The following is a 25,865-nucleotide window of genomic DNA, read 5'->3' as shown; positions in this document are numbered from 1 at the left end:
CACCGTCACTGCGCCCGGACGAGCAGGCTGTACTGGGCGGCCGCCTTCTGCATCACCTGCTGCTCGGTCGGCGCGAATACTGTTGCGACATAACGTCCATGGAGCACCCGGCAGAAGTATCGAACGTGTTCGAGGCTGCCCGCGTCGTTGAAGCACAGGATGTCGTCGGTGCCCGCAGGGCCGGGCCAGGAGCGCATACCTTCGGCTGCGAACGCCCGTTTGCTGCGCTCGAACGCGTGCCGGGCCGTCACCGCGTCGGGCTCACGCTTCAGTGCGTCGTATCCGATCATCGCGAAACGCTCGGTCGTCGAGCGTGATTCGCGGTTACCCCACAGGTAGGCGGCATTCGGGCCGAAGACCACGCCGCTGGCCTGCAGCAGCACCTTTCCCCCGGCGATCCGGTCGAGATCCATCAGCAGGACCGCCGGTGCGGACCAACGGCCGAGCTTCTCCGGTACCAACCTGGCGAGCATGCCGTCGGTATCCACCGGCAGGGCGGTGAGCTGCTCGGGCGCCGTGGCGACGAAACGGCCCAGTTCGGGGAGCTGGGCATCGAACGCCTTGCCAACCAAAGTGGTCAGTGCGGCGAGATCTGTCGTGGGGTGCTGTGCCAGCACGCTCACGACGTAGGCGCCCTCGACGACGGTGGCGGCGACGCTGGGCACGGTCGGACGCCAGTGTGCGTGGGCGGCTGGATGTCGCGCGATCTGCACAGCGACGTTCTCATGGTTGACAGCGGCATCGGCGGCATCGATTTCTGCCGCGGCCTTCGTCGCCGCGGCAGCGTCGGGCATCCGCAGTGCCACGATCGTCAAGCTGCGCGTGCCTGCCGAATCCTTGCCCGCGACAGCGAATCCGGCGAGCATGCCGTGCCGTTCCAATACCGCACGCGCCTGCTCGGACAGCACGCCCGCGACCTTGGCCGGAGTCGGCAGCGGCACCGCGGCCATCGTGTCGGCGGGTTGCGACAAGGCCACGTCGGCCTTTGCCGGGTTGATCATCACCTCCCCCAGCCGCATCGACTCCACGACCTTGCCGGTGTAGAGATCGTGATCGACCGGGGCCACCAGTGGAATATGTTGATACGAGCCATAATCCAGCCGGTCGAGATCGGGATGTAGCGCGGTCGCGGACCCCGGCACGGTACACGCGCTCAGCAGCGCCACCACCATCAGCGCGCCGAATCCGTCGCAGATGTCAGAGCGGCGCATCGGTCCACCACCGTTCTCGCAGCTGGACGCCGGAATCTCCGCCCGTCACCTCGATCCGGCAGAACGAACGAGCCGGATCGTCGAAAAATACGTGCAGGAAACCGATTCGGATCTTCTCGATCCCGACGTTGGTGCCCCACTGCACTGTTCCGCTACCGGTCGGCCGTTGCCACTGCCGGCTGCCCTCGACCTGATCGGTACTCAGCGGCGCGAGAATCCGGGATCGATCGGAATTGCAGACCGCCTTCACCGTCAGCGCCGGATCCCGGTTGCCCGCGCAGCCGAGCACGGCGACCGGCGCGGCCTTGTCCAGCGCGAGCGTGGTGAACTTCTCGTCGTAGACGAAGCAGCCGGTCAGCTCTTGATAGCCGGCACCGAATTGGAACGCGGGCAACAGATCAGGGAACGTGTCGGCGATGAAGCTGTGGACTCCCCACGCGGTGGCGGGCGGCAGCGGCGGAGGCGAGGTGGTGACCAGCGCGCTCGTCGACGCTTCGTCGGATCGGCTGGCGCCGAACGCGGCGGCCGTCACGATACCGACGAGCAATACCGCTGTCAGGGTCAGAAACGCACGGCGGCGGATGAACCGACCGAAAGCCGAGCGGCGCGGCAGGAGCGCGACAGCGAACGGGTCCGCCGAGCTGATACCCACGCTCGCGCGAGCATCGAGTGCGTCGTGCGGCCGTATGTCGGCGGCGGGCGGCGGTTGGCTGGAGGCGTTGGGCATCGCGCCGACCGGGTCAGGAGCCGGCCGATCCTGCCCGGCCGCTACCGCATCACGAGCGGCCGCGGCCAACGCACCGCAGGAGGGGTACCGGTGCGCGGGGTCCTTGGCCATGGCCCGCGTGATCACCTCGTCGAATGCGGCGGGCAGTTCCGGACGCAGTGACGACGGGCGGGGTGGCGGCTCGTGCAGATGCGCGTACATCACCGCAGCCGGCGTTTGCCGAGGGAACGGCACTGTGCCGGTGAGCAATTGGAACAGCGTGCAGCCGAGGGAGTAGACGTCGGCGCGGTGATCGACGCGGCCGCCCGCCAGCTGCTCGGGTGCGACATAGGACAGCGTCGCGGTGAGACCGCCGGCGGAGAGGGTGGCGGTGTCCTCGGCGCGGCGGGCGATGCCGAAGTCGGTGACCAGCACCCGATCCGGCTGCCCCGGCTCCTCGGCGACGAGGATATTGGCCGGTTTCACGTCGCGGTGCAGCAATCCGGCGCGATGGACTTCGTCGAGACCGCGCGCGGCCTCACCGATGATGTGCACCGCACGAGCAGGTTCGAGCCCCGCACCCGCGCGACGCAACAGCTCGGCGGCATCGAATCCCGCTACGTACTGGGTGGCGATCCAGAGTTTGCCGTCGAACTCACCACGGTCTCGTACTGCCACGAGGTTCTGATGCTGCAGTGCGGCAGCCAGTTCGGCTTCGCGGAGGAATCTGGCCCGGAATTCCGCGTCGGTGGCGTTGTCCTCGGCCAGCACCTTCACCGCGTCGTAGCGCGGCAAACGCGGATGACGGGCCAGGTAGACGGTGCCCATCCCGCCCGCGCCGAGTCGCCGCTCGATCAGATAGCCGGCGAATTCCGCGCCTTCGGCAATACTCACCCGCCGGTCTCCCACAGTCCAACGCGCCGCCGGGACCCTTCCGGCGGCGGCGCCCGGAAATCGCTGCTCCCGGCCGCTTTCGAGCGACTATAACAGCACCAATCAGGCTGTGCGGTGGGTAAATTGCGATGTTCGAGCCCTACCGCCCCGGTTCGGTCCACCCTTCGAGGTTGCTCTTCGTGCCCGAGGGACATCCGTCCTGGCCGGGCTGCCGGGGAAACATCATCAGGCAGCGCTGTGGACCACCACCGCCGACCGCGGTGGTGACCAGGACCGCGATCGAGGAGCCGTCGGCGACGCGGCTGGTGGAGAAGCCGAGGGTGCCGGTGATGCCGCGGAAGTCGGACTCGCGCAATTGGACCGCGATGGCGGTGCGGTTCGGTTCGGCGAGGACGCCTCGGCTGTTGCGCACGGCTTGCAGGAACAGGCCGCTCACGTCGAAGGCGAGGCCGGTGCGGTCGCCTGCCCAGGTGGGGCGGTAGTCGGTGAGGCCGGGATAGCCGCGCAGGTCCTCGATCAGCCTGGCCAGCTCGGTGCACAGCTGTTCGTGTTCGAACGGCACCGGTTGGTCGCCGAGTTTGCCGATGCCGTTGACGCAATCGGCGCCGCCGAGCATCACCGTCGAGGCCTTGGACACGAAGCGAACGGTGAGGTTGGCGGGCAGCGCGCCGGTGGCCTTCGGGTCGGTGATCAGCCTGGTCACCGCGTCGTTGCCGAGGATCGCCGGGCCCGCGCCGCTCACGCAGCCGCGACTCACCGATTTGGCGAAGGTCGGGAAGTCGTCGTTGCGGCCTGCGAAGAACAGCAGGGTGTTGCGGTCGAATTCGGCGGTCTCGCAGGGCGCGGGGAAACGGTAGAGCTGCTGTTGTTCGCGCCAGCTCTTACTCTCCTGCGCCACACCGCGTTTGGTGAGTTCCTTCTGCAGGTCCTCGACCAGCGTGGTCACGTACAGATCGCCCTCGGCCTCGGGGTGATAGATCGTCACCCTGTCGTAGCGGCGGCCGCCATTGAGATCGCGAGCACCCTGCACATAGTCGGCGACGAGGCGGGCCTGCACGCTATTGCTCGGTGCCGCTTGGAAATACAGCGGCGACGCCTGTTCGAGGCCGTCGGCGGACAAGGTCGTGGCCACGGCGGGAACACCGAGCTCACCGAGACGGGTGATGGCACTGCGGGTTTCGTCGTTGCTGCGATCGATTCCCACCACTCCCAGCACGCTGGGGTCATCGGCTACCAGCTCGCGCAACGGGTGGTCGACCACCCACCCGGCATGGCGCATATCGGAACCGCCGTTGGCGATGATGATGCGCAGCAACGGTTCCGATTCGTCGGAGGCAAGCAACGCGCTACGCTGCTGCACCGCCAGCCCGGCCAGTTCCTCGACCTGGGCATGCGGGTAACGCACATTGGTGTCGACGTAGCTCAGACCCGCGAAATACACCAGCGAGATCAGAGGCCGGTTCGGGTTGCTCTCGCGCGCTCGCACCGCATCAGCGTTGAGCCGGAACACTTCTCGCTGCATCGCCGAGAGCTCGGGGTCGTCGGCGAAGGTCTGGCGGGGGTTGTCGCTGTAGCCGACACATTCCCCGTCGCGCATGCTCACCGAGACGCCGCCGGTCCACGGCCAGTGCGAGCACTCCACACCCCGCAGCGGCGGGAAGTAGACCAGTGTCGCGGCCACGGCGAGCGCGATCGGGATCAGCACGCACAGTCCGACGAACCAGCTGCGCGCGGCCAGCGGCGGCGCGGGCGGCAGTGCCAGACCACGGAATCGGCTGTCGGTCACGCGGGGCGTGCTACCGGGCGGCAGGATCGCGCGCAACGGCAGGAACCAGGCGTCGGCCCGGCGGTGGGTGCGCCGGTTGTCGATCTCGCGGATCCACTCCTGCAGCGGATCGGGCGGCTGCGGAGTCGGGGCGTCGGCGAGACTGTCCAGGGTGCGTAGCGGACGCAGATCGCTGATGTGCGAGATCTCGCCTACCTCGCGGTTCGGCCCTTCGTTGCGCAACGCCAGCACCACCAGCGGATCGAAAAGGCCGGTCTCGTTGCGGATTTCATTGATCCAGGTGAGGATGCGGGCACCGTCGCCGCCCTCGCTCAGGCCACTGAACAGAGCCACCGGGTAGGCGGTGCGCCGCCAGCTCGACGGCCGCCAGATCCGGCGCTTGTAGGCATCGCGCAGGTCCTCGAGAAAGGCGTGGACGAGGAGCTTGCCGACCTGATCCTCGTTCTCGTCGATCCGGTGCGGCAGGGTGAGCCGGGACGCGAAACCCAGGAAACTGCCCGACAATTCGGGTGCCAGATAGCGCTGATGCAGAAACCACCGGGTCACCTTCGACATCCCTGGAATGCGCCCGGACACCCACAGCCACAACCGCAGCACCGGCCACAGCGCCAGCACAGCGAAGACCACGCTCGAAACCATGCCGCCCGCAACACCTTCGGTGGCGTCGGAGCGGTTGGACGACGAACCGCTGCGGAGCAGTTTGGGGAGCCTGCGGCGCAGTTCGTCGGCCGCCTCGGACTCGTCGGAGGTCACCCGCTGGCGGGTGAGCCAATCGGCGGTGCGATAGCGCGGGAACTTGATGGCTCCCATCGCGGTGTCGTCGGCGGCGAAATTCGCCACCAGATGCTGGACGATCGGCAGGCAGTGCCCGGAGATCTCCGAGTCACCGGCGGTCGGGCCCGCGTCGATCGCGGCGAGATCAGGCGTGAGCACCATGGGCGGCAGCGCGTGCAGATCGACCCTGGCCCGCGGCGCCGCCCGGCTGCCACCGGTTTCGCTGAGCCAGTTGTAGATTTCGCCGACCAGCGCCGTGTGCTCGGGCACACCGACCACCTCGACGATCGGGCGTGGCAACGCACGCCGCCCGTGTACCAGGGTGCGCAGCACGCGCGGGCGAGTATCGGGAATCTCGAGCGCCCGCAGCAGCTCCAGCAGCTTGCCGACATCATTGGCATCGGGCACTTCTTCGGCCTCCCCGGGCGATCAGCGAAGCACGCCGGAAGAACCGACGTGTTCGCCGAACGATACCCCGAAGGACCGACACTCAAACGGTCAAAAGCCCAGCTTCCCCAGCTGTTTCGGGTCCCGCTGCCAATCCTTGGCGACCTTCACGTGCAGGTTCAGGTAGATGCGGGTGCCGAGAATCTTCTCGATCTGCAGGCGGGCATTGGTGCCGACCTCCTTGAGGCGGGCACCGTTCTTGCCGATGATGATCGCCTTCTGACTCGGCCGCTCGACATACAGCAGGGCATGCACCTCGAGCATGTCCTCGTTCGCCTCGTACGGCTCGATCTCGTCGATCACCACGGCCAGCGAGTGCGGCAGTTCGTCGCGCACACCCTCGAGGGCGGCCTCGCGGATCAGCTCGGCCATGAGGGTTTCCTCCGGCTCGTCGGTGATCTCGCCGTCGGGGTAGAAGGCCGGGCCCACGGGCAGCTGCGAGGCGATCAGGTCGACGAGCACCTCGACCTGTTCGCCCTTCACGGCCGACACCGGAATGACCTCGGACTCGGGGCCGAGCAGCTTCGACAGCGCCATCAACTGATGGGCGATCTCGTCGCGGCCCACCTTGTCGATCTTGGTCACCACGCCGAGGATCTTGGTCTTGGGCGCCATCATACGGATCTGCTCGACGATCCAGCGGTCGCCGGGACCGATCTTCTCGTCGGCCGGAATGCACAGGGCGATCAGGTCGACCTCGGAATAGGTGTCGCGCACCAGGTCGTTGAGGCGCTGGCCGAGCAGGGTGCGCGGGCGGTGCAGGCCGGGGGTGTCGACCAGGATCAGCTGGGCGTCCTCGCGGTGCACGATGCCGCGGATGGTGTGGCGGGTGGTCTGCGGGCGCGAGGAGGTGATCGCGATCTTGGTGCCGACCAGGGCGTTGGTCAGCGTCGACTTGCCGGTGTTGGGGCGGCCGACGAAACAGACGAAGCCGGAATGGAATTCCTTGCCGGAGTCAGCCACCGTGCACCTCGCTCAGGACGGCGCCGCTGCGGTCGGTACGAACGATCGAAGCCGAGGGTGAGACCTCGCGGACCGCTTCGATGCCCGCGTCGTCGGAGTCACCGCCGACGACGACTGCCGCCTCGAAGCCCTCTGCGCCGCTCGAGATCGCGGCGGCCACGGCGGCCTGCAGTGCGGTCAGGCGCAACGCGGTCAGCGTCACCTCGCCTGCGGCGTAGGTGCGGCCGTCGGTGTCGCGGATCGCGGCGCCGCTCGCGCCCCCGGTGCGGCCCAGCGCGCCACGCGCCAGTACCAGCAGTTTGTTGTCCTCGGCGTCCAGTTCACTCATGGTTTTCTCCGTTGTCGTCAGGCACGCGCACCTGGTCGGTGTCGGCGGTTGCCTCGTCGGTCGTGCCCCTGCGGGGCTTGTCGGTCTTCTTGTCGGCTTTGTCGGAGGCTCGGCGCACCAGCACGGTGTTGACCCGCATGCGACCGCGTGCGTCGGCGCCGCCTTCGCCGCGCAGCACCAGCCCGTGGACGGTCACCTTGGAACCGGGCAGTGGGACGCGGCCCAGTTCGTGCGCGAGCAGCCCGCCGACGGTGTCGACGTCGTCGTCCTCGATCTCGAGGCCGTACAGCTCCCCCAGGTCTTCCACCGATACCCGCGAGGAGACGCGGTAGCGGCCCTCGCCCAGGTCTTCCACGGGTGGGGTTTCGTCGGTGTCGTACTCGTCGTTGATCTCGCCGACGATCTCCTCGAGCACGTCCTCGATGGTCACCAGACCCGCGATGCCGCCGTATTCGTCGACCAGCAGCGCCATGTGGTTGCGGTGGCGCTGCATTTCGTCGAGGAGTGCATCCAGGGGTTTGGAGTCGGGGATGAAGATCGCGGGCCGCATGACATCGCGCACCGACACCTTGCGGGCTCGATCGGCGTAAGGCACAAGGTCTTTCAGGTAGACCACGCCGCGCACGTCATCGACGTTCTCGCCGATCACCGGGATGCGGGAATGGCCCGAACGCACAGCTAGGGACATCGCCTGGGCGGCGGTCTTGTCGTCTTCGATCCACACCATCTCGGTGCGCGGCACCATCACCGCGCGGGCGGGGGTGTCGCCGAGTTCGAAGACCGACTGGATCATCCGGCGTTCGTCGTCGGCCACCACGCCGCGCTCGCGGGCCATGTCGACCACTTCGCGCAGCTCGATCTCGGAAGCGAAGGGGCCGTTGCGAAATCCCTTACCGGGGGTGATCGCGTTGCCCAGCAGGATCAACAGTCGGCTGACCGGGCTGAGTACCGCGCCGATGATCTGCAGCGGCACGGCGGCGGCGAGAGCGATCGAGTACGCGTGCTGGCGGCCGAGGGTACGCGGGCCGACGCCGATCACGACGTAGGAGACAAGGACCATCAGCGTGGCGGTGACCAACAGCGCCGTGCTCTCGGTCCACAGTTCCAAGGTCGCCGCGGCCAGCAGCACGGTGGCGGTGATCTCGCACAGAATGCGCAGCAGGACAACAAGATTCACATAGCGTGGACGATCGTCGACGATCTTGCGCAGGCGCGCGGCACCGGGACGATCCTCGCGGACCATGTCGTCGAGCCTGGCTCGTGACACCGTGTTCAGTGCCGAGTCCACACCCGCGAACACCCCGCCGATGCCGATCAACACGATCGCCAGCGGGATCAGGGTCAGTGCGCTCACGCGGGTCCTTCACCGGGTGCGGTGAAACCTGCCTTGCCAAGTAGTCGATCGTCGCGCTCGGCCAGCTCGGCGAGGCGCTGCTGTTCGCTCAGGCTCACATACCACTCCTCGAGCAGCTGGCCCTGCAGCGCGAACATCTCCTTCTCCTCCTCCGGCTCGGCATGGTCGTAGCCGAGCAGGTGGAGCACGCCGTGCACGGTGAGCAGGGCCAGCTCGTGATCGAGCGAGTGCTCGGCCTTCTGTGCCTGACCCATCGCGAATTCCGGGCACAGCACGATGTCGCCGAGCATGGACGGGCCGGGCTCCGGGCTGTCGGGGCGACCGCCGGGCTCTAGCTCGTCCATCGGGAACGACATCACGTCGGTGGGGCCGGGCAGGTCCATCCAGCGTACGTGCAGATCGGCCATGGTGTCGAGATCGACGAGCACCATCGACAGTTCGGCGGCCGGATGCACATCCATCCGGGCGATCACGAAACGTGCGACGCTGACCAGGTCTTCTTCGGGAATGTCCATACCCGATTCGTTGGCGATCTCGATGCTCACCTGTTCAGGGTACGGTGCCGACCCGACGCCGCCGGGAGCGGCATCGGGCCAGCTTGATCGTGTCCCGCCTCGATTCTGGACTGACCGGAGGGTGCGACGAAGGAGTGCCCGGCGGGAGGGAAGGATCGGGGCCCGTCAGGGACACGATCGCCGGCCCGCCCGGCCATGGGCACTGCGTAGGTTACCGGCGATCTGTTCGACCGGCGGCCCTGCGCTGGGCGCGATTGCCCGGGTAGTGCGGGCCGGGGAGCGCGCGGGTCTCGGATTCGAAGCGGTCGTAGGCGTCGACGATGTCGGAGACGAGCCGGTGGCGGACCACGTCGGCGCTGGTGAGCTCCGAGAAGTGGATGTCGTCGATATCGGTGAGGATCTCCGCGGCCGCCCGCAGGCCCGAGCGCTGCCCGTTCGGCAGGTCGACCTGCGAGATGTCACCGGTGACCACCATGCGCGAGCCGAAGCCGAGGCGGGTGAGGAACATCTTCATCTGCTCGGCCGTGGTGTTCTGCGCCTCGTCGAGAATGATGAACGAATCGTTGAGGCTCCTACCACGCATGTACGCCAGCGGCGCGACTTCGATGACGCCCGAGGCCATCAGCTTGGGAATGGCTTCGGGGTCCATCATGTCGTGCAGGGCGTCGTAGAGCGGGCGCAGGTACGGGTCGATCTTGTCGTTGAGCGTGCCGGGCAGGAAGCCGAGCCGCTCGCCCGCCTCGACCGCCGGCCTGGTCAGGATGATGCGGGTGACCTGCTTGGACTGCAGGGCCTGCACCGCCTTGGCCATGGCCAGGTAGGTCTTGCCCGTGCCGGCGGGGCCGATGCCGAACACGATGGTGTTGGCGTCGATCGCGTCGACATAGCGCTTCTGGTTCAGCGTCTTGGGGCGGATGGTCTTGCCGCGCCGCGACAGGATGTCCAGGCTCAGTACCTCGGCGGGCGATTCGGAGATGCCCTCGTCGGTGAGCATGGAGATGGTGTGGCGCACCGTCTCCGGGGTGAGTACCCGACTGCGGCCGGTCATCGCCACGAGCTGCTCGATCACGCGCTCAGCCAGCGCCACATCGCCCGCTTTACCGGTGATGGTGACGGTGTTGCCACGAACGTGGATATCGGCCGGGAGCAGTTTCTCCAGTTGACGGAGGTTCTGGTCGGCCGAGCCGAGGAAGCCGAACACCGACTCGGGGGCGAGCTCGATGCTGGATCGCACGGAACGCGGCGCGGGACCAGCACTGTTACCGCCTGCGCCGATGTCTGCTACGGGGTTGGTGGGGTTGCCGATCTCGCCTGAGTTCTTCAAAAGTGGCTACAGCCTGCTTCCGGTTTCGACCTGGTGTTCGATGAGATCAGTTTACCGCTGGGTACCGACACCGCACAGCGGTTAAAAATCGGGCCCGTGGTATGCCGTGCGCGACCTCGGTGGGAATACCCGATACCTCGACAGTCCATTCCTGCTCACCAGCGCGTGGTCAACGCCCCCAGCGCACCGAGCGCGACAGCGGCCGCGGTGGAGGTGCGCAGAACCGTCGGGCCGAGGAGCACGATGTCGGCACCGGCCTCTTCGAGGGCGGTCAGTTCGGCGTCGTCGAGGCCGCCTTCGGGGCCGACGATCAGCACCACTTCGCTCGCCTTGTCGAGGGGAAGTTCGGTGAATTTGCCCGCGCCGGATTCGTGCAGGGCGGCGACGATCGCGCCGTCGGCCTTGGCTTCGCGCACCAGTTCCACCAGGTCACGGGTGCGGTGCAGGCCTGCGATCTCCGGGATGTAGGCGCGACGGGACTGGCGAGCCGCGGACTTGGCCGCCGCACGCCATTTCTCGATCCCCTTGGCGGCCTTGGCTTCCCAGTTGGCGACGCACCGCGCTGCCTGCCACGGGACGATCAGGTCCGCGCCCGCCTCGGTCATCAACTCCACGGCCAGCTCGGAGCGATCCGATTTCGGCAAGGCCTGCACCACGGTCACCTGTGGGGTGGGTGGTGTGGCGGTACGACGGTTGCGCACGGCCAGCTCCAAGCGGTCTTTCTGGGCCGCGACGACCTCGGAGTCGGCGAGCACACCGTGTCCGTCGGACAGGGTGATCGGCTCGCCGACCTTGATCCGGCGCACGGTCGCGGCATGGCGACCTTCCGGACCGTCGAGCACCGCGACGGCGCCCGGCTCTGGCACCTCGTCGAGGTAGAAGACCGTCGCGGCCACGGGCTCAGCGTCCGCTGAACGACGCGCGCAGCCGGGCGAACAGGCCGCTGTTGTGCTCGGACTGGGTCGACATCACCTCGGCGCGATCCTTGTCACGCAGGCCCTTGAACTTGCGGAGCAGGTCGGTCTGCTTGCCGTCGAGCTTGCTCGGCACGACGATGTCGAGGTGGGCGAGCAGGTCGCCGCGCGCACCCGAACGCAGCCGCGGCATGCCGTGCGCCCGCAACTGGATGACCTCGCCGGGCTGGGTGCCCGCCGCGATGGTGAGTTCGGTGGGGCCGTCGAGGATGGTGTCGACGACCACGGTGGTGCCGAGGATCGCGTCGACCATCGGCACCCGGACCGTGCAGTGCAGGTCGTCGCCGTCGCGCACGAAGGTGTCGTGGGGCTGCTCGACGACCTCGACGTAGAGGTCACCGGCGTGGCCGCCACCGGGGCCGACCTCGCCTTGGGCGGCCAGGCGAACCCGCATGCCGCTGGCGACACCGGCCGGGATCGGCGCGGCGATCTCACGACGAGCGCGCACGCGGCCGTCGCCTCCGCACTTGCCGCAGGGGTCGGGGATGGTCTCGCCCGCACCACGGCAGGTGGGGCAGGGACGCGAAGTGAGTACCTGGCCCAGGAACGAGCGCTGCACCGACTGCACTTCACCGGCGCCGTCGCAGGTCTCGCAGCGGACCGGCTTGGAGTTGCCGTTGGTGCCAGAGCCGACGCAGACATCGCAGAGGATCGCGGTGTCGACGGTCAGGTGCTTGGTGACGCCGACCGCGCATTCGGCCAGGCTCAGCCGGGTGCGGATCAGCGAGTCGGCGCCGGGCTGCACGCGACCGCGCGGCTTGCGCTGGCCACCGCCCTGGCCGCTCATCCCGCCGAAGAAGGCCTCGAAGACATCGCCGAGGCCGCCGAAGCCCGCGCCGTTGAATCCTGCTCCGCCGCCGCCGTTTTCGAGCGGGTCTCCCCCGAGGTCCACGATCCGGCGCTTCTCGGGGTCGGTCAGCACCTCGTAGGCGGTGGAGACTTCCTTGAAGCGGGTCTGCGCACCCTCGTCCGGGTTCACATCGGGGTGCAGTTCGCGTGCCAGCTTGCGGTAGGCGCGCTTGAGCTCCTGGTCGGTGGCGTTCTTGCCGACGCCGAGCAGTCCGTAGTAATCCCGTGCCACGTGAGTTCTCTAGTCCTTGGTCGGTGTGGGCCGGCCGAGCGCCGGGCGCATCCTTTAGTCGAATCCACTCAACTTTACCGGCCGAAGTCTCGACCTTAACAGTCCGGTACTCGTGGTTCCCGAGCTGGCTTCACCTTTCGGCGAGCACCTCGCCGATATAGCGGGCGACGGTCGCGACCGACGCCATGGTGCCGGGGTAGTCCATCCGGGTCGGGCCGAGCACACCCATACCGCCCAGTACGGCGCCCGCCGCGCCGTAGCCGGTGGAGACCACCGAGGCGCCACGGATCTGCTCGACCTGGGTCTCCTCGCCGATCTGCACCATCACCTGGCCCGGCTGCTGCGCGGCGGCGAGCAGTTTGAGCACGATGACCTGCTCTTCCAGGGCTTCCAGCACGCTGCGCAGGGAGCCCGGGAAGCCGAAATCGGCGACATTGCGGGTGAGGTTGGCGGTGCCGCCGAGCACCAGGCGTTCTTCGGGGTGTTCGACCAGCGTCTCCACCAGGACGGTGGAGACCCGGACCAGCACGTCGCGGATCTTGGCCGGTGCGCGTTCGGGCACGCCCGCCACCGAGGCGCTGGCCACCGACAGCAGTTTGCCGTCCATCGCGTTGCCGAGGACACCGCGCACGGCCGCGAGGTCCTCGTCGGAGATCACCGCGCCCAGGTCGACGATGCGCTGGTCGACGCGGCCGGTGTCGGTGATCACCACCAGCAGCAGCTTGGCCGGATTGAGCGCGACGACTTCGATGTGGCGCACGATCGAGGCCGAGACCGTGGGGTACTGCACGACGGCGACCTGGCGGGTGAGCTGGGCCAGCAGGCGCACGCCACGGCGCAGGACATCATCGAGGTCGACGCCGGATTCGAGGAATTCCATGATCGCCCGGCGCTCGGCACCGGAGAGCGGTTTCACCTCGGCGATCCGGTCTACGAACTCGCGATAGCCCTTGTCGGTGGGGATGCGGCCCGAGCTCGTATGCGGCTGGGTGATGTAGCCCTCAGCCTCCAGCACCGCCATGTCGTTGCGGATGGTGGCGCTGGAAACGCCCAGGTTGTGCCGCTCCACGAGAGACTTGGAGCCGATCGGTTCCTTGGTGGCGACGTAATCCGCGACGATCGCTCGCAGGACCTCGAAACGCCGATCCTCGGTACTCGACGCCATCGACCCCACCTTCCTCGCTCGTGCCCGGTATGTCATGCCTACCCGTTGGCACAGGGTTGCACGCCGACGCTCGGGGCGTCTTGTTGTCCAGTCTAATTGTCTTGATCCCGATCGCCGGACCGCAAGGTCGTCCGGCATCGAACTGTCATGTGGGGGAATTCCCGCTTCGGGGGCGGCGTTCACGGTGTCGGCTCAGTGCGGGTCGGTGGAAAGTTATCCACAGGCCCGAGTTATCCACAGATGGGATATCGGGGGTTGTCGAGGTCCGGGTGGTCAGCGTAGGTTCGGAATCGAATCAGGGGGTTTACCAGCACTTTTCAAGCATCGAGGGGGCAACTGTGGCGCATTCGAGTGGCGAAACGTGGAATCTCGGGTCGGGTGCACTCGCGGTGCGGCCGGCGGAGTTCGCGGGGATCGATGATGCGTGTGACGAATTCCTGCGGGCGATCACGCGGATTCGGGCGCTTGCCGTCGGGATCGGCGATCACACGCAGTGGGGGCTCGGTGAGGGCAATGCGCGGCTGATATCCGCTGCCACGTTGGTGACGCGATTGCGTTGTCTGGCAGGGGCGCCGGAGAACAGCGTCGTCACCGCGCTGGATGCGCATTCGCGGATTGTCGAGGATATTCGGCGGATATTGCGCGACGCGCGTGATCGGATCGTGCAAGCCGACGAAGAGTGGGGCTTTCAGCTCAGTTCGGTGGAATCAACTGCGGGACAATCTCTTCCATCGCCTTCGGTGTCGGCATGACCGGACGCGAGAAGCCGAGCCCGACGCAATGGGGTGTTCCCGGCGGTGGGGAGAACACGCACTCGTGGCGACACCGGGAGATCGTCGCGGCATTCACGCCGCTCGAGGTGACCGACGCAGTTGCGCAGGCTGAGTTGTTCGAACAGATCGCGCGGTGGTGGGACGAGGGATTGCGGGCTTTCCAGGACGCGGTGGGCGAGTCGCTCGCGCAGGCTTGGTCGAGTGCGGGTGGCTCGGCGGCGAGGTCCGCGGTCGACGCTCATATTGCGCAGGCGCGCGAATTGGGTGTGGCGCTGGAGAAGTTGCCGGAGGTCGTTCGGTCTGCGGCCGAGGCGATCGTGGCGACCAAGTACGCGATTCCGCCACTGGTTGCCGCCGAGGTGGGCGCGTCTACGCGGGTGGTCGACGCGGTGTCGGCGACCGGGCACGGGACGGGTTCGGTGTTGTCGACGGGCAGCATGACGCACATCGCGGGGTCGGCGTTGTCGGCCGGCAATATGGCGTACAACACTGGGTCGGCGTTGTCGGTGAGCGGCATGCTGCAGGACGTGGGTTCGGCCGCGGAGCACGGTGCGTCGTCGGCTGCGGAGGAGGACGCGCGGGCGCAGATGCGGCGGCGATATGTGATGCCGTTCGGTGAGCTGATCGACCGTATTCCGTTGCTGCCCATGCCGACTCGATGTTTCGGTGCAGTGGGCGAAGCCGGCGATCGACGGCTTTCCAGCGACGAAGCCGGGCGATCGACGGGCGAAAGGCGTGGACCGGCAGCGGTCGATTCGGACGGATCCGCGGAGGTCGGGCCGATCGGGTCCGGCGCAGTCGGGGAAGACTCAGCTCTCGCGGATTCGGCCGACGCAGTATCGGCAGGGCTCGGCGTGCACGGCACCGAGGATCCGCCTCCCGGTGCGGATACGTTCGCGGACGACGCCGTCAAGCCTGACCGCGAGCTGACGGAACCTGACGGTGGCGAGGCGGAGCCCGACCGCGAGGCGACGAGCTTCGATGGCGACGCAACGGCGTTGTCTGCCGACCTTGACGGTGGCGCTGTGGAGGAGGCAAGCGAGCACGGTGGCGGCACAGTGCCGGCGTCTGCGCCGCCGGACCGTGCCATCGCGGCCGGAGTAGCGCAGCCGGGCAGCGCGACGGCGGTGACCTCGACGCCCATCGGTGCGACCGGAGCGATGGCGTCGCCGGGTGGCACCGGCATATCGGGCCCGGCAGGTGCAGGTTCGGTCACACCGGTGTGGGGGAATTCCGCCGCGGCTATCGATCCGTCGACCACCTCGGCCGGGCGCAGTGCGTCGACAAGCCCGTACACCGGACTGTCATCGCCCGCGGCGGGCATTTGGGGTACCGGTGATCGGACGTCGGATGGTGGCTCGCGCTACCACGCGTCGGGTCCGAACGATGCGCAGCGGCCAGGGGTCGCGCACGGTGGTCCCGGCACAGCGGGGTCGGTTATCGGTGCGAATCCGTCAGCAGCGCACACCGCAGGCCGGTTGGTCGATCGCTACTTTCACTGCGTCGGAGCAGCACCGACGACATGCTCGCCGGGCGAGGATGCCGCGCGCGATCTACCGGAGTACTTGATCACGCTCGCGAACGGCGAGGAACTGCTCGGCCGTCAGCGACCGGCGGTGGCCGGTGGGGTGATCGGTGGTGAAGATGATGGCTTGCCCGGTGCGTAGCACTCGACGGCGACCCGGGCTGACGGTGAGGTCAGCGGGTCGGCGAAGGGCTCGGCGGTGGCCGCCCGTGACGGGCGGCCGGTGCCGGATCAGACGCGGGCAGCTGCGCCACAGCGGGCGGCGGAGTCGGGGGCGCCGACTTCCTTGCCCGCGAGGGCGTCGAGACCGAGCATCGCCAGCAGCGACGTGCAGTCTTCGGCGTCGTTCGAGTGCGAGGCGACCGTCCGCGCGGCGACCGCGCACTGACGAGCGTTCTCCGCCTTCTCGGCAGAGCGCGCTTCGGCGAATTCGCTCTGCTCGTGGACGAGGGTGATGTGCCGTTCGGTGGACATATAACTCCCTAGGATCGAATCGAAGCCTACGCCCCTAATCGTTATCTTCCACCCCGAACCCACCGAACATACCCTTAGAGCACCCCACTGCTGCAGGCCTCCCACCAGGTGTGCATTGGTCGAATACACCACGATGACCGGGCATTCTTTGTCTTCGATCCCAAGCCGAAAAAGTCTCGAAATTCAGATCACGATGACATCACCACCCGCGCGATTCGAACCCGTCGACGGCTATCGCGGAACAGGGCGTCAGTGGGGATCGCGTCACCACCATTGCGTAATACGAGAGCCCGTGCGGGGAGCTGTATCGGGCATTGTTCGCGGCCCACCCGGTCATCGGCTCGTCAGCCGGATTCTCGTGGTGTTCGCGAACGCGTACAGCGGCGGTCAGGTCAGTAGATCGCGGACGATGCCGTCGGCGAGGAGGCGGCCTCGGTCGGTGAGGACCAGGTTGTTGTCGGTGATGTGGGCGAGGCCCTCGGCGAGGACGCGGTCGAGGACTGGGGTCGCCGACGGGGCCAGGTCGGCGAGGGGAAGGCCGGTGCGCAGGCGGACGGTGAGCATGAGGTGTTCGGTGTAGCGCTCGTCGTCGGTGAGGGCTTCCCAGCCCGCGGCGGGTAGGCCGCCGAGGGCGACGCGGTCGGCGTAGCGGGCGGGGTGCTTGACGTTCCACCAGCGGACACCGCCGACGTGGCTGTGGGCGCCGGGGCCGGCGCCGAGCCAGTCGCCGCCGTCCCAGTAGCCGAGGTTGTGGCGGCAGCGCGCGGAATCGTCGGCGGCCCAGTTGGAAACCTCGTACCAGGACAGACCGGCATCGGCGAGACGGGCGTCGATGCGCTCGTATCGGGCGGCGAGCACATCGTCGTCGGGAGCAGGGAGCTCACCGCGACGAACCTTGCGCGCCAAGGCAGTTCCATCTTCGACGATCAGAGAGTAGGCGGACACATGATCGACACCGGCGGCCAGCACGGCGTCCAGGCTCAGATCGAGATCGGCATCGGTCTCGCCGGGCGTGCCGTAGATCAGATCGAGGTTCACGTGCTCGAACCCCGCCGTGCGCGCTTCTTTCGCCGCGGCGACCGCGCGGCCCGGGGTATGCGTGCGGTCGAGCACCTTCAGCACATGCTGTGCGGCGGACTGCATGCCGAGCGAGATCCGGGTGTAGCCGGCCGCGCGCAACCGCTCGAAGAACTCCGGCGACGTCGATTCCGGATTGGATTCGGTGGTCACCTCGGCATCGGGCGCCAGCGTGAAGTTCGCGCGCACGGCGTCGAGCACCGAGGCCAGCCCGTCACCGCCGAGCAGCGACGGGGTTCCGCCGCCGACGAAGATCGTCGACACCTCGGGGGTTGCGCTCGGCAGGGCACCGAACTCGACAGCGGCGGTCGCCAGCTCACCGCGCAGCGCCTCGAGCCACGACTGGGGCGAGGCCGAAGTCCCCAGCTCCCCCGCCGTATAGGTGTTGAAGTCGCAGTAACCGCAGCGGGTTGCACAGAACGGCACGTGCACGTACACGCCGAACGCGCCGCCTCCGAAATCGCGCAGCACCGGCCGATCGGCGTCGGCAGGTGTCACGCCGGAAGCCCCGGAAGCAGCGCTGGTAGTCACCCCTCCAGTCTCCCCGGGCGCGGTGCGACCGCCCCGCCCGGCCCCTTCGCCGAACCGAAAAAGTCAGTCCGGCACCACGGGGGTGTTCTGGTTGGCGGTGAGTACCCAGGCGCCGTCTTCCTTGGTCATCACGTACATCGGGGTGCCCTGGCCGGACAGCTCGCCGTCGAGGGTGAAGTAGCTCTGCCGGATCTTCACGGCGGCGACATCGGGCCGCAGGAACAGGACGTGTTCGACCTCGTAGGTCGCGGAGCCGTGGGTCGTGGCGCCGGGCAGTACCTGCGCGGTGAACTCGGCGATGGCCGGGCGGCCGAACAGGCGCTTGCCGTGGCCGGTGGTCCAGATCGCGTCTTCGCGGAAGACCGCGACGAATTCCTCGGCCAGTTCGTTGGCCTGGGCGTGCGCGATGGTGTCCACGACGGCGCGGATGGCCGCGAGTTCGGTGTCGAGGTCGGTGGGGGTCTGGCCCGTGACGGTGGCGTCGTTGCTCATGCCATCACTGTGCAACCTCAACAAGGATCCAGGTCAATCCGCTGTGCCGCACCGCACACGCGCACCGGCGTGCGTATCACGGGTCGCCTTCGTACGGCGTCCTATGACCCCCGTCACAGAACGGGACGAGCGTCCAGGGAATTTCCCCCAAAAGTGCGGGAAATATCTCCTTGCGGTCGGAACGACCCGGTTGACGTGGCACAATAGGCACATGCACGCAACTGGAGTACGACTCGTGGCCCGTCGCCACGTCGACTTCCAGCGTGTCTGTAGCGCCTGTTGTCGGCCCGGTTTCCACCGGTAGCGCAGCGGCGTCCACGCCCGGGTATCCCCCGGTGCCTTCGACTTTCATCGGCCCGCTGACTCCCTGACGCGAGCCAGCCCCTCGCGCCTTCAGTACGGACCCACCACCCCGCAGGAGCGACCCCACATGACGTCGAGCACCGACGCCGGTTCGACCGAGCAGGCCAACGCAGCCAAGCGCCCCGTCCGGCCCACCGCCGAGGCACCGGTCGCGCCGCGCGCCCGCACCGGCAAGCCGGTCCGCCGCCGTTCCGAAGGCCAGTGGGCCCTCGGCTACCGCGAGCCGCTGAACCCCAACGAGCAGTCCAAGAAGGACGACAACCCGCTCAACGTGCGTTCGCGCATCGAGAACATCTATGCCAAGGGCGGCTTCGACTCGATCGACAAGGCCGACCTGCGTGGCCGTTTCCGCTGGTGGGGTCTCTACACCCAGCGTGAAGAGGGCTACGACGGCACCTACACCGACGATGACAACATCGACCTGCTCGAAGCCAAGTACTTCATGATGCGGGTCCGTTGCGACGCAGGCGCGCTCAGTGCCGCCCAGCTGCGCACCATCGGTGGCATCTCCACCGAGTTCGGTCGCGACACCGCCGACCTGTCCGACCGCGAGAACGTCCAGTACCACTGGATCGAGGTCGAGGACGTCCCGGAGATCTGGCGCCGCCTCGAATCGGTCGGCCTGCACACCACCGAGGCGTGCGGCGACTGCCCGCGCGTGATCCTCGGTTCGCCGCTGGCCGGTGAGTCGCTCGACGAGATCATCGACCCGACTCCGGCGATCGACGAGATCGTCAAGCGCTACATCGGGAAGAAGGAGTACTCCAACCTTCCCCGCAAGTTCAAGACCGCGATCTCGGGCCAGCAGGACGTGGTGCACGAGATCAACGACATCGCCTTCGTCGGCGTGAACCATCCCGAGCACGGCCCGGGTCTGGACCTGTGGGTCGGTGGCGGTCTGTCGACCAACCCGATGCTGGCCCAGCGAGTCGGCGCGTTCGTGCCGCTCGACGAGGTGCCCGATGTGTGGGAAGCGGTCGTCGCGCTCTACCGCGATTACGGCTACCGCCGTCTGCGCACCAAGGCCCGCCTGAAGTTCCTGATCAAGGACTGGGGCATCGAGAAGTTCCGTGAAGTGCTCGAGACCGAGTACCTGAAGCGCAAGCTCATCGACGGCCCTGCCCCCGAACAGCCCGCCAAGCCCATCGACCACGTCGGCGTGCAGAAGCTGCGCAACGGTCTGAACTCCGTGGGCTTCTCCCCCATCGCCGGTCGTGTCTCGGGCACCATCCTGAGCAAGGTCGCCGACGCTGCCGAGAAGTACGGCTCCGACCGCATCCGCTTCACCCCGTACCAGAAGCTGATCGTCCTCGACATCGCCGACGACCAGGTCGACGCGCTGATCGACGAGCTCGAACCGCTCGGCCTGCAGGCCCGTCCGTCGGTGTGGCGCCGAAACCTCCTCGCCTGCAGCGGGATCGAGTTCTGCAAGCTCTCCTTCGTCGAGACCCGCAAGCGTTCACAGGTGCTCGCACCCGAACTCGAGCAGCGCCTCGCCGACATCAACGCCGAACTCGACGTGCCGATCACCATCAACATCAACGGGTGCCCGAACTCGTGCGGCCGGTCCCAGATCGCCGATATCGGCTTCAAGGGCCAGCTCGTCGACGACGGCACCGGGAATCAGGTGGAGGGTTTCCAGGTTCACCTGGGAGGCAGCCTCGGCCTGGACAGTGCGTTCGGCCGGAAGTTGCGCCAGCACAAGGTGACCAGTGTCGAGCTCGGTGACTACATCGAGCGCGTGGTGCGCAACTTCGTCAAGAACCGGGAATCCGGTGAACGTTTCGCGGTGTGGGCTGTTCGCGCCGATGAAGCCGACCTCCGATAGTCGATGAGGAGATCCCCACTGTGACAACGAATCTCGCGGCGAAACTGTCCGAAGACGAACTGCGCGCGCTCGCCGAGCAGGGCGCGGCCGAACTCGGCCCCGACGCCTCGCCCGCCGACCTGATCGCCTGGACGGACCGCACTTTCGGCAACAACTACATCGTCGCGTCGAACATGCAGGACGGTGCGCTGGTCCACCTGGCCGCGCAGACCCGCCCCGGCGTGGACGTGCTGTTCCTCGACACCGGCTACCACTTCGCCGAGACCATCGGCACCCGCGACGCGGTCGAGGCCGTGTACGGCGTGAACGTGATCAACGTGCGTCCCGAGGCCAGTGTCGCCGAGCAGGACGAACTGCTGGGCAAGGATCTGTTCGCCCGTGACGCCGCCGAATGCTGCCGGCTGCGCAAGGTCGTGCCCCTGAAGAAGTCGCTGAGCGGCTACAACGCGTGGATCACCGGCATCCGCCGCGTCGAGGCGCCCACCCGCGCCAACGCGCCGCTGATCTCGTTCGACGAAGCCTTCGGCCTGGTGAAGATCAACCCGATCGCACCGTGGTCCGACGAGGAGATGGCCGCCTACATCGAGGCCAACGGCATCCTCGTCAATCCCCTGGTGGAGGAGGGTTACCCGTCCATCGGCTGCGCACCGTGCACGCGCAAGCCCGAGCCGGGGTCCGATCCGCGCAGCGGCCGCTGGGCCGGTATCGCCAAGACCGAGTGCGGATTGCACCAATCATGACCATCACCACCACTGGGAGTGAGCCTGTGAGTACCAACACCACCGAACGCGAACTCGGCCTGTCCGAGTTCGACACCCTCGCGGCGCTGGAATCCGAGGCGATCCACATCTTCCGTGAGGTCGCGGGCGAATTCGAGCGCCCGGTGATCCTGTTCTCCGGCGGCAAGGACTCCACCGTCCTGCTGCACCTGGCGCTCAAGGCCTTCTGGCCCGCGCCGCTGCCGTTCACGCTGCTGCACGTGGACACCGGGCACAACCTCGACGAGGTGCTCGAGTTCCGCGACAAGATCGTGGAACGCTACGGCCTTCGCCTGCACGTGGCCTCGGTCGAGGAGTACCTGGCCGACGGCCGCCTGACCGAGCGCCCCGACGGCATTCGCAACCCGTTGCAGACCGTGCCGCTGCTCGACGCCATCACCGAGCACCGCTTCGACGCGGTCTTCGGCGGCGGCCGTCGCGACGAGGAGCGTTCGCGCGCCAAGGAGCGGATCTTCTCGCTGCGCAATGCCTTCGGGCAGTGGGATCCGAAGCGGCAGCGTCCCGAGCTGTGGAACCTCTACAACGGCAAGCACGCTCCCGGTGAGCACGTGCGGGTGTTCCCGCTGAGCAACTGGACCGAGCTCGACATCTGGCGCTACATCGCCCGCGAGGACATCGACCTGGCGTCGATCTACTACGCGCACGAGCGTCCGGTGTACTCGCGCGACGGCATGTGGATGACGCCCGGCGTGTGGGGTGGCCCGAACGAGAACGAGGTCCTCGAGACCCGTTCGGTGCGCTACCGCACCGTCGGCGACGGTTCCACCACCGGCGCCATCATCTCCGACGCCGCCGACAACCAGGCCATCCTGGCCGAGGTCGCGGCCTCACGACTTACTGAGCGTGGCGCTACTCGTGGCGACGACCGTGTGTCCGAAGCCGCCATGGAAGACCGCAAGCGAGAGGGTTATTTCTGATGTCCGACCTATTGAGGCTGGCCACCGCCGGTTCTGTCGACGACGGCAAGTCAACGCTGGTCGGACGGTTGCTCTACGACACGAAGTCCGTGCTGGCCGATCAGATCGACGCGGTCACTCGCGCCTCGGTCGACCGTGGGCTGTCGACGCCGGACCTGTCGCTGCTCGTCGACGGCCTGCGTGCCGAGCGTGAGCAGGGCATCACCATCGATGTGGCGTACCGCTACTTCGCTACGCCCAAGCGGTCTTTCGTGCTCGCCGATACCCCGGGGCACGTGCAGTACACGCGCAACACGGTCTCGGGTGCGTCCACCGCGCAGCTGGTGATCCTGCTGACCGATGCGCGCAAGGGTGTCATCGAGCAGACCCGTCGTCATGCCGCGGTGCTCGCGCTGCTCGGTGTGCCGCGGCTGGTGCTCGCGGTGAACAAGATCGACCTGGTCGACAACCCGGCCGAGGTGTTCGCCGAGATCTCCGCCGAGTTCAACGAGCTCACCTCGAAGCTGGGCTGGGCCAGCGAGGACGTCATCGAGATCCCGGTCTCGGCGCTGCACGGCGACAATATCGCCAGCCGCTCCGAGAACACCCCGTACTACGACGGCCCCTCGCTGATCGAGCACCTGGAATCGGTTCCGACCGATGCTGATTCGACCGGCACGCACGCGCTGGGTCTGCGCTTCCCCGTGCAGTACGTGATCCGTCCGCGCACCGCCGAATACCCCGATTACCGGGGTTACGCTGGTCAGATCGCGGCCGGTTCGGTCTCGCCCGGTGACGAGATCGTGGTGCTGCCCTCGGGCAAGAAGACCACGGTCGAGCGCATCGACACCCCCGACGGTGAACTGGCCGTCGCGCAGGTCGGGCGCAGCGTGACGCTGATCCTGGCCGACGAGGTCGATATCTCGCGCGGCGACATCATCGCCTCGGTGCACGACGCACCGGAGTCGATCGACACCTTCGACGCGACCGTCTGCTGGCTCGGCGACAAGGGTCTGCGTCCCGGCGCTCGCCTGCTGCTCAAGCACGGCGCCAAGACCACCCAGGCCATCGTCGGCGCGCTCGTGGAGCGGTTCGACGAGCAGACGCTGACCGCGCAGCCGAGCCCGGAGTCGTTGGAGCTCAACGACATCGGTCGCGTGTCGCTGCGGCTGGCCGAGCCGATCCCGGCTGACGATTACCGCACCAACCGGCACACCGGCTCGTTCCTGCTGATCGACCCCGCCGGTGGCAACACCCTCGCGGCCGGCCTGGTCGGCGACGTGCTGACTTCGGTCGAGGTCGGTACCGCGGTCTGATGTATCGCCTGCCCGCCCCGCCGCGTGGTGCCGTTTCGGTGCCGCGCGGCGGTGGTGGGCCCGCGTTGATCGCGGTCGCCCACGGCAGTCGTGATCCGCGCTCGGCCGCGACGATGGCGGCGGTAGTCGCCGAAGTGGCCGCTGCTCGGCCGGACAGCTGTGTCCGTCTCGCATTTCTGGATTTGAGTGAACCCTCTGTCGACGAGGTGGTCGACGACCTCGCCGCCCAGGGTCACGTCGACGTGATCGTCGTTCCCCTGTTGCTGGGCAACGCTTTCCACGCCCGCGTCGACCTGCCCGCCCTGCTGGCCGACGCCACCCGGCGCCATCCTCACCTGCGCCTCACCCAAGCAGCGGTTCTCGGCCCCGACCCCCTGCTCATCTCGGCCCTCGCCGACCGAGTCGCGACCGCGCACCGCCCGGCTCAGCTGATCGCGTCGGCCGCTGGCGCTCGGGGCTCATCGGCCACGGACCTCCCGCCGCCGACCTGCGACCGACTCGACCTGCCGGGCGGTCTCCCGACTGCTACCCACTCTCCGTTCCCGGCGGCCACTCCTTCCGGTCGCGACCCGCTGAATCGCTCGACTGTCACCGACCCCCTGGCCCCGGTGACAGTTCCTTCCGGTCTCGCACCGCTGAGCGTGGTGACACCTGCGAGTGGATCGTCGGGCGATCCGATGCTGGGAATCGCCGTTGCCGCTGTCGGTTCCCTCGATGCCGCGGCCAATCGACGGACCGCAGTGGTGGCGCGACGACTGGCGACCCTGACCGGATGCCCCGCCGAAATCTGCTTCGCCACAGTCGAACCCGGTGTTTCGCGGGCCGTCGAGCGTCTGCTGACGCGCGGAGCCGAACGCATCGTGGTCGCGCCGTGGTTCCTGGCGCCGGGGCTGCTCACCGACCGGTTGGTCGCCACCGCCCCCGAGGTCGTCCATGCCGACGTCATCGGGGCGCACGCCGCGTTGGTCGACGTGATCTGGGCGCGGTACGACAACTTCGTCGCGACGGATCTCGAACTCTCCGCCTGATCCCGTTCGACCAGGTAGATCACCCCTGCTCGGCTCGCGGGCGGACAGATTCTCCGCGCCGTCCATCAGAGATATCAGTGATGTAGCTCACGCGGACATTCCTCTTTACTGAATACCCCCATGGGGTATATGTTCGTATCAACGCAGAGCGATCCGAGAGAGGCGAAACGATGACCACCAACGCCCACGCCCACCACACCACCGACACGGTCGAGCACACAGCCACCGACAATCACCTGAACCACGCCGCCACCGGATTCGATGCCAATGGGCATGCGGCACACCATGATCACGAGCGCCATCACGCCACCGGCAGTGTCACCACGCTCGAGGCGCACGCAGGTCACGGCGAACACGGCGGTGCGCATGCCGGGCACGGGGCGGGTTTGCCTGGGGGACTACAGATTTCGCAGGACGGGTACACCCTCGACCTCGACACCACGATCGCCGAGCCCGGCCGGATCGACTTCCGGTTCCGAATCCTCGGACCGGACGGGTCGGCGGTGACCGAGTTCGACACGATTCACGACCGGGAACTGCACCTGATCGTGGCGCGGCGGGAGTTGACCGGCTTCTGGCACGTACACCCGCGACTAGAATCGGACGGCACGTGGGTGATCCAGCTGGATCTGCCCGAAGCCGGGGCCTACCGGGTCTTCACCGACATCGCCCCCCGCGCACTCGGCCGCACCGTCACCCTCGGCGCCGACCTGGCGATCTCGGGACACTATGCGCCACAACCGGTTCCGCCAGTGAACCGCGTCACCGAGGTGGACGGCTACGAGGTGACCGTGGACGGCGAGTTGCGCGCCGAGGGAGATCTACTGACGCTCACCGTACGCAAAGACGGCGAGCCGGTGACAGATCTACAGCCCTACCTGGCAGCTTTCGGCCACCTCGTGATCCTGCGCGCCGGCGACCTCGCCTACGTCCATGTCCACCCCAACGGCGAACCCGGCGATGGAATCACGCCCGCGGGCCCCGAAATCACCTTCCACACAGCGGTTCCCGGCCCCGGAACTTACCGCCTGTTCCTCGACTTCGAACACAACGAAGTAGTCCGAACCGCAGCATTCACCCTCACCGCTCCCCAGCCCGGCCACGGCCGTCATCACTGATCCGAGGGGAATCACCTCGACCCCGACCTCACACCTCGGCGCGCCGGCCCAAAACCGGAGACGGGCCCCGGGATTAGCCCCGGCGGATATACAAAAAAAAAAAACCAACCAACAACCAAACAAAGAGCGAGAAGGAGAAGAGG

General features: G+C 67.6%; 22 protein-coding genes. 8 read left to right on the top strand and 14 right to left on the bottom strand.

What is annotated here, in order from left to right:
- Positions 1-5: 5 nt before the first annotated feature.
- From ACFW6D_RS15045 to hrcA, 11 genes are all read right to left on the bottom strand, one after another.
- The gene (locus ACFW6D_RS15045; protein ID WP_379328426.1) at positions 6-1,211 is read right to left on the bottom strand and encodes a hypothetical protein; all 1,206 of its coding nucleotides are present in this window, start codon (positions 1,209-1,211) and stop codon (positions 6-8) included.
- The gene (locus ACFW6D_RS15040) at positions 1,198-2,811 is read right to left on the bottom strand and encodes a serine/threonine-protein kinase (RefSeq protein WP_379328424.1); all 1,614 of its coding nucleotides are present in this window, start codon (positions 2,809-2,811) and stop codon (positions 1,198-1,200) included. Before ACFW6D_RS15040 ends, ACFW6D_RS15045 begins: the two co-directional genes overlap by 14 nt.
- Before the next feature lie 139 nt (positions 2,812-2,950).
- Positions 2,951-5,779, bottom strand: a complete 2,829-nt coding sequence (locus ACFW6D_RS15035) for an ABC transporter substrate-binding protein (RefSeq protein WP_379328422.1) — start codon at positions 5,777-5,779, stop codon at positions 2,951-2,953.
- A 90-nt stretch (positions 5,780-5,869) separates the two neighbouring features.
- Complete coding sequence (gene era / locus ACFW6D_RS15030; RefSeq protein WP_379328420.1) at positions 5,870-6,781, bottom strand: GTPase Era; 912 nt, start codon at positions 6,779-6,781, stop codon at positions 5,870-5,872.
- The gene (locus ACFW6D_RS15025) at positions 6,774-7,109 is read right to left on the bottom strand and encodes a cytidine deaminase (protein WP_379328418.1); all 336 of its coding nucleotides are present in this window, start codon (positions 7,107-7,109) and stop codon (positions 6,774-6,776) included. The genes era and ACFW6D_RS15025 overlap by 8 nt, the downstream gene beginning before the upstream one ends.
- A complete protein-coding gene (locus ACFW6D_RS15020) occupies positions 7,102-8,463 on the bottom strand; it encodes a hemolysin family protein (RefSeq protein WP_379328416.1) in 1,362 nt (453 codons plus the stop codon). Before ACFW6D_RS15020 ends, ACFW6D_RS15025 begins: the two co-directional genes overlap by 8 nt.
- On the bottom strand, positions 8,460-9,008 hold the full coding sequence (gene ybeY, locus ACFW6D_RS15015) for an rRNA maturation RNase YbeY (protein ID WP_379237560.1): 549 nt from the start codon (positions 9,006-9,008) through the stop codon (positions 8,460-8,462). Before ybeY ends, ACFW6D_RS15020 begins: the two co-directional genes overlap by 4 nt.
- A gap of 181 nt (positions 9,009-9,189) precedes the next feature.
- The gene (locus tag ACFW6D_RS15010; RefSeq protein WP_379328501.1) at positions 9,190-10,254 is read right to left on the bottom strand and encodes a PhoH family protein; all 1,065 of its coding nucleotides are present in this window, start codon (positions 10,252-10,254) and stop codon (positions 9,190-9,192) included.
- Between the two features lie 203 nt (positions 10,255-10,457).
- Positions 10,458-11,198, bottom strand: a complete 741-nt coding sequence (locus tag ACFW6D_RS15005; protein ID WP_379328414.1) for a 16S rRNA (uracil(1498)-N(3))-methyltransferase — start codon at positions 11,196-11,198, stop codon at positions 10,458-10,460.
- A gap of 4 nt (positions 11,199-11,202) precedes the next feature.
- Positions 11,203-12,357, bottom strand: a complete 1,155-nt coding sequence (dnaJ, locus tag ACFW6D_RS15000; protein ID WP_379237556.1) for a molecular chaperone DnaJ — start codon at positions 12,355-12,357, stop codon at positions 11,203-11,205.
- Positions 12,358-12,487: 130 nt separating this feature from the next.
- On the bottom strand, positions 12,488-13,522 hold the full coding sequence (gene hrcA, locus ACFW6D_RS14995) for a heat-inducible transcriptional repressor HrcA (protein ID WP_379328412.1): 1,035 nt from the start codon (positions 13,520-13,522) through the stop codon (positions 12,488-12,490).
- A gap of 269 nt (positions 13,523-13,791) precedes the next feature.
- Between hrcA and ACFW6D_RS14990 the strand changes: the two genes are divergently transcribed.
- Both ACFW6D_RS14990 and ACFW6D_RS14985 read left to right on the top strand, forming a co-directional pair.
- Positions 13,792-14,274 carry a hypothetical protein gene (locus tag ACFW6D_RS14990; protein WP_379328410.1) on the top strand — a complete coding sequence of 161 codons (483 nt, stop codon included), beginning with the start codon at positions 13,792-13,794 and terminating at the stop codon, positions 14,272-14,274.
- Positions 14,271-15,962 carry a hypothetical protein gene (locus ACFW6D_RS14985; protein ID WP_379328408.1) on the top strand — a complete coding sequence of 564 codons (1,692 nt, stop codon included), beginning with the start codon at positions 14,271-14,273 and terminating at the stop codon, positions 15,960-15,962. The genes ACFW6D_RS14990 and ACFW6D_RS14985 overlap by 4 nt, the downstream gene beginning before the upstream one ends.
- Positions 15,963-16,051: 89 nt before the next feature.
- Here ACFW6D_RS14985 and ACFW6D_RS14980 read toward each other — a convergent pair whose 3' ends face one another.
- The 3 genes from ACFW6D_RS14980 to ACFW6D_RS14970 all read right to left on the bottom strand — a co-directional run bounded on the left by ACFW6D_RS14980 (position 16,052) and on the right by ACFW6D_RS14970 (position 18,394).
- Positions 16,052-16,294: a hypothetical protein gene (locus ACFW6D_RS14980; protein ID WP_266298616.1), complete on the bottom strand. Its 243-nt coding sequence runs from the start codon at positions 16,292-16,294 to the stop codon at positions 16,052-16,054.
- A gap of 387 nt (positions 16,295-16,681) precedes the next feature.
- Positions 16,682-17,869 (bottom strand): radical SAM family heme chaperone HemW, encoded by a 1,188-nt coding sequence (gene hemW / locus ACFW6D_RS14975; RefSeq protein WP_379328499.1) that lies wholly within the window; start codon positions 17,867-17,869, stop codon positions 16,682-16,684.
- Between the two features lie 96 nt (positions 17,870-17,965).
- Positions 17,966-18,394, bottom strand: coding sequence for an SgcJ/EcaC family oxidoreductase (locus ACFW6D_RS14970; RefSeq protein WP_379328406.1), 429 nt, complete (start codon positions 18,392-18,394; stop codon positions 17,966-17,968).
- Positions 18,395-18,824: 430 nt separating this feature from the next.
- Here ACFW6D_RS14970 and ACFW6D_RS14965 point away from each other — a divergent pair, with 430 nt between their 5' ends.
- From ACFW6D_RS14965 to ACFW6D_RS14940, 6 genes are all read left to right on the top strand, one after another.
- A complete protein-coding gene (locus ACFW6D_RS14965) occupies positions 18,825-20,585 on the top strand; it encodes a nitrite/sulfite reductase (RefSeq protein WP_379328404.1) in 1,761 nt (586 codons plus the stop codon).
- Positions 20,586-20,605: 20 nt separating this feature from the next.
- On the top strand, positions 20,606-21,325 hold the full coding sequence (locus ACFW6D_RS14960; protein ID WP_379237544.1) for a phosphoadenylyl-sulfate reductase: 720 nt from the start codon (positions 20,606-20,608) through the stop codon (positions 21,323-21,325).
- Positions 21,322-22,281, top strand: coding sequence for a sulfate adenylyltransferase subunit CysD (cysD, locus tag ACFW6D_RS14955; RefSeq protein WP_379328402.1), 960 nt, complete (start codon positions 21,322-21,324; stop codon positions 22,279-22,281). The genes ACFW6D_RS14960 and cysD overlap by 4 nt, the downstream gene beginning before the upstream one ends.
- Positions 22,281-23,576, top strand: a complete 1,296-nt coding sequence (locus ACFW6D_RS14950) for a sulfate adenylyltransferase subunit 1 (protein WP_379328400.1) — start codon at positions 22,281-22,283, stop codon at positions 23,574-23,576. The genes cysD and ACFW6D_RS14950 overlap by 1 nt, the downstream gene beginning before the upstream one ends.
- Positions 23,576-24,604, top strand: a complete 1,029-nt coding sequence (locus ACFW6D_RS14945) for a CbiX/SirB N-terminal domain-containing protein (protein ID WP_379328398.1) — start codon at positions 23,576-23,578, stop codon at positions 24,602-24,604. The genes ACFW6D_RS14950 and ACFW6D_RS14945 overlap by 1 nt, the downstream gene beginning before the upstream one ends.
- A gap of 170 nt (positions 24,605-24,774) precedes the next feature.
- Complete coding sequence (locus ACFW6D_RS14940) at positions 24,775-25,722, top strand: hypothetical protein (RefSeq protein ID WP_379328396.1); 948 nt, start codon at positions 24,775-24,777, stop codon at positions 25,720-25,722.
- Positions 25,723-25,865 lie beyond the last annotated feature (143 nt).

Origin of the sequence: Nocardia sp. NPDC058705, from assembly GCF_042749305.1 — a bacterium.
GTDB lineage: Bacteria > Actinomycetota > Actinomycetes > Mycobacteriales > Mycobacteriaceae > Nocardia.
Note: the sequence above shows the minus strand (reverse complement) of the source record. Positions and strands in the feature narration are given on the sequence as shown.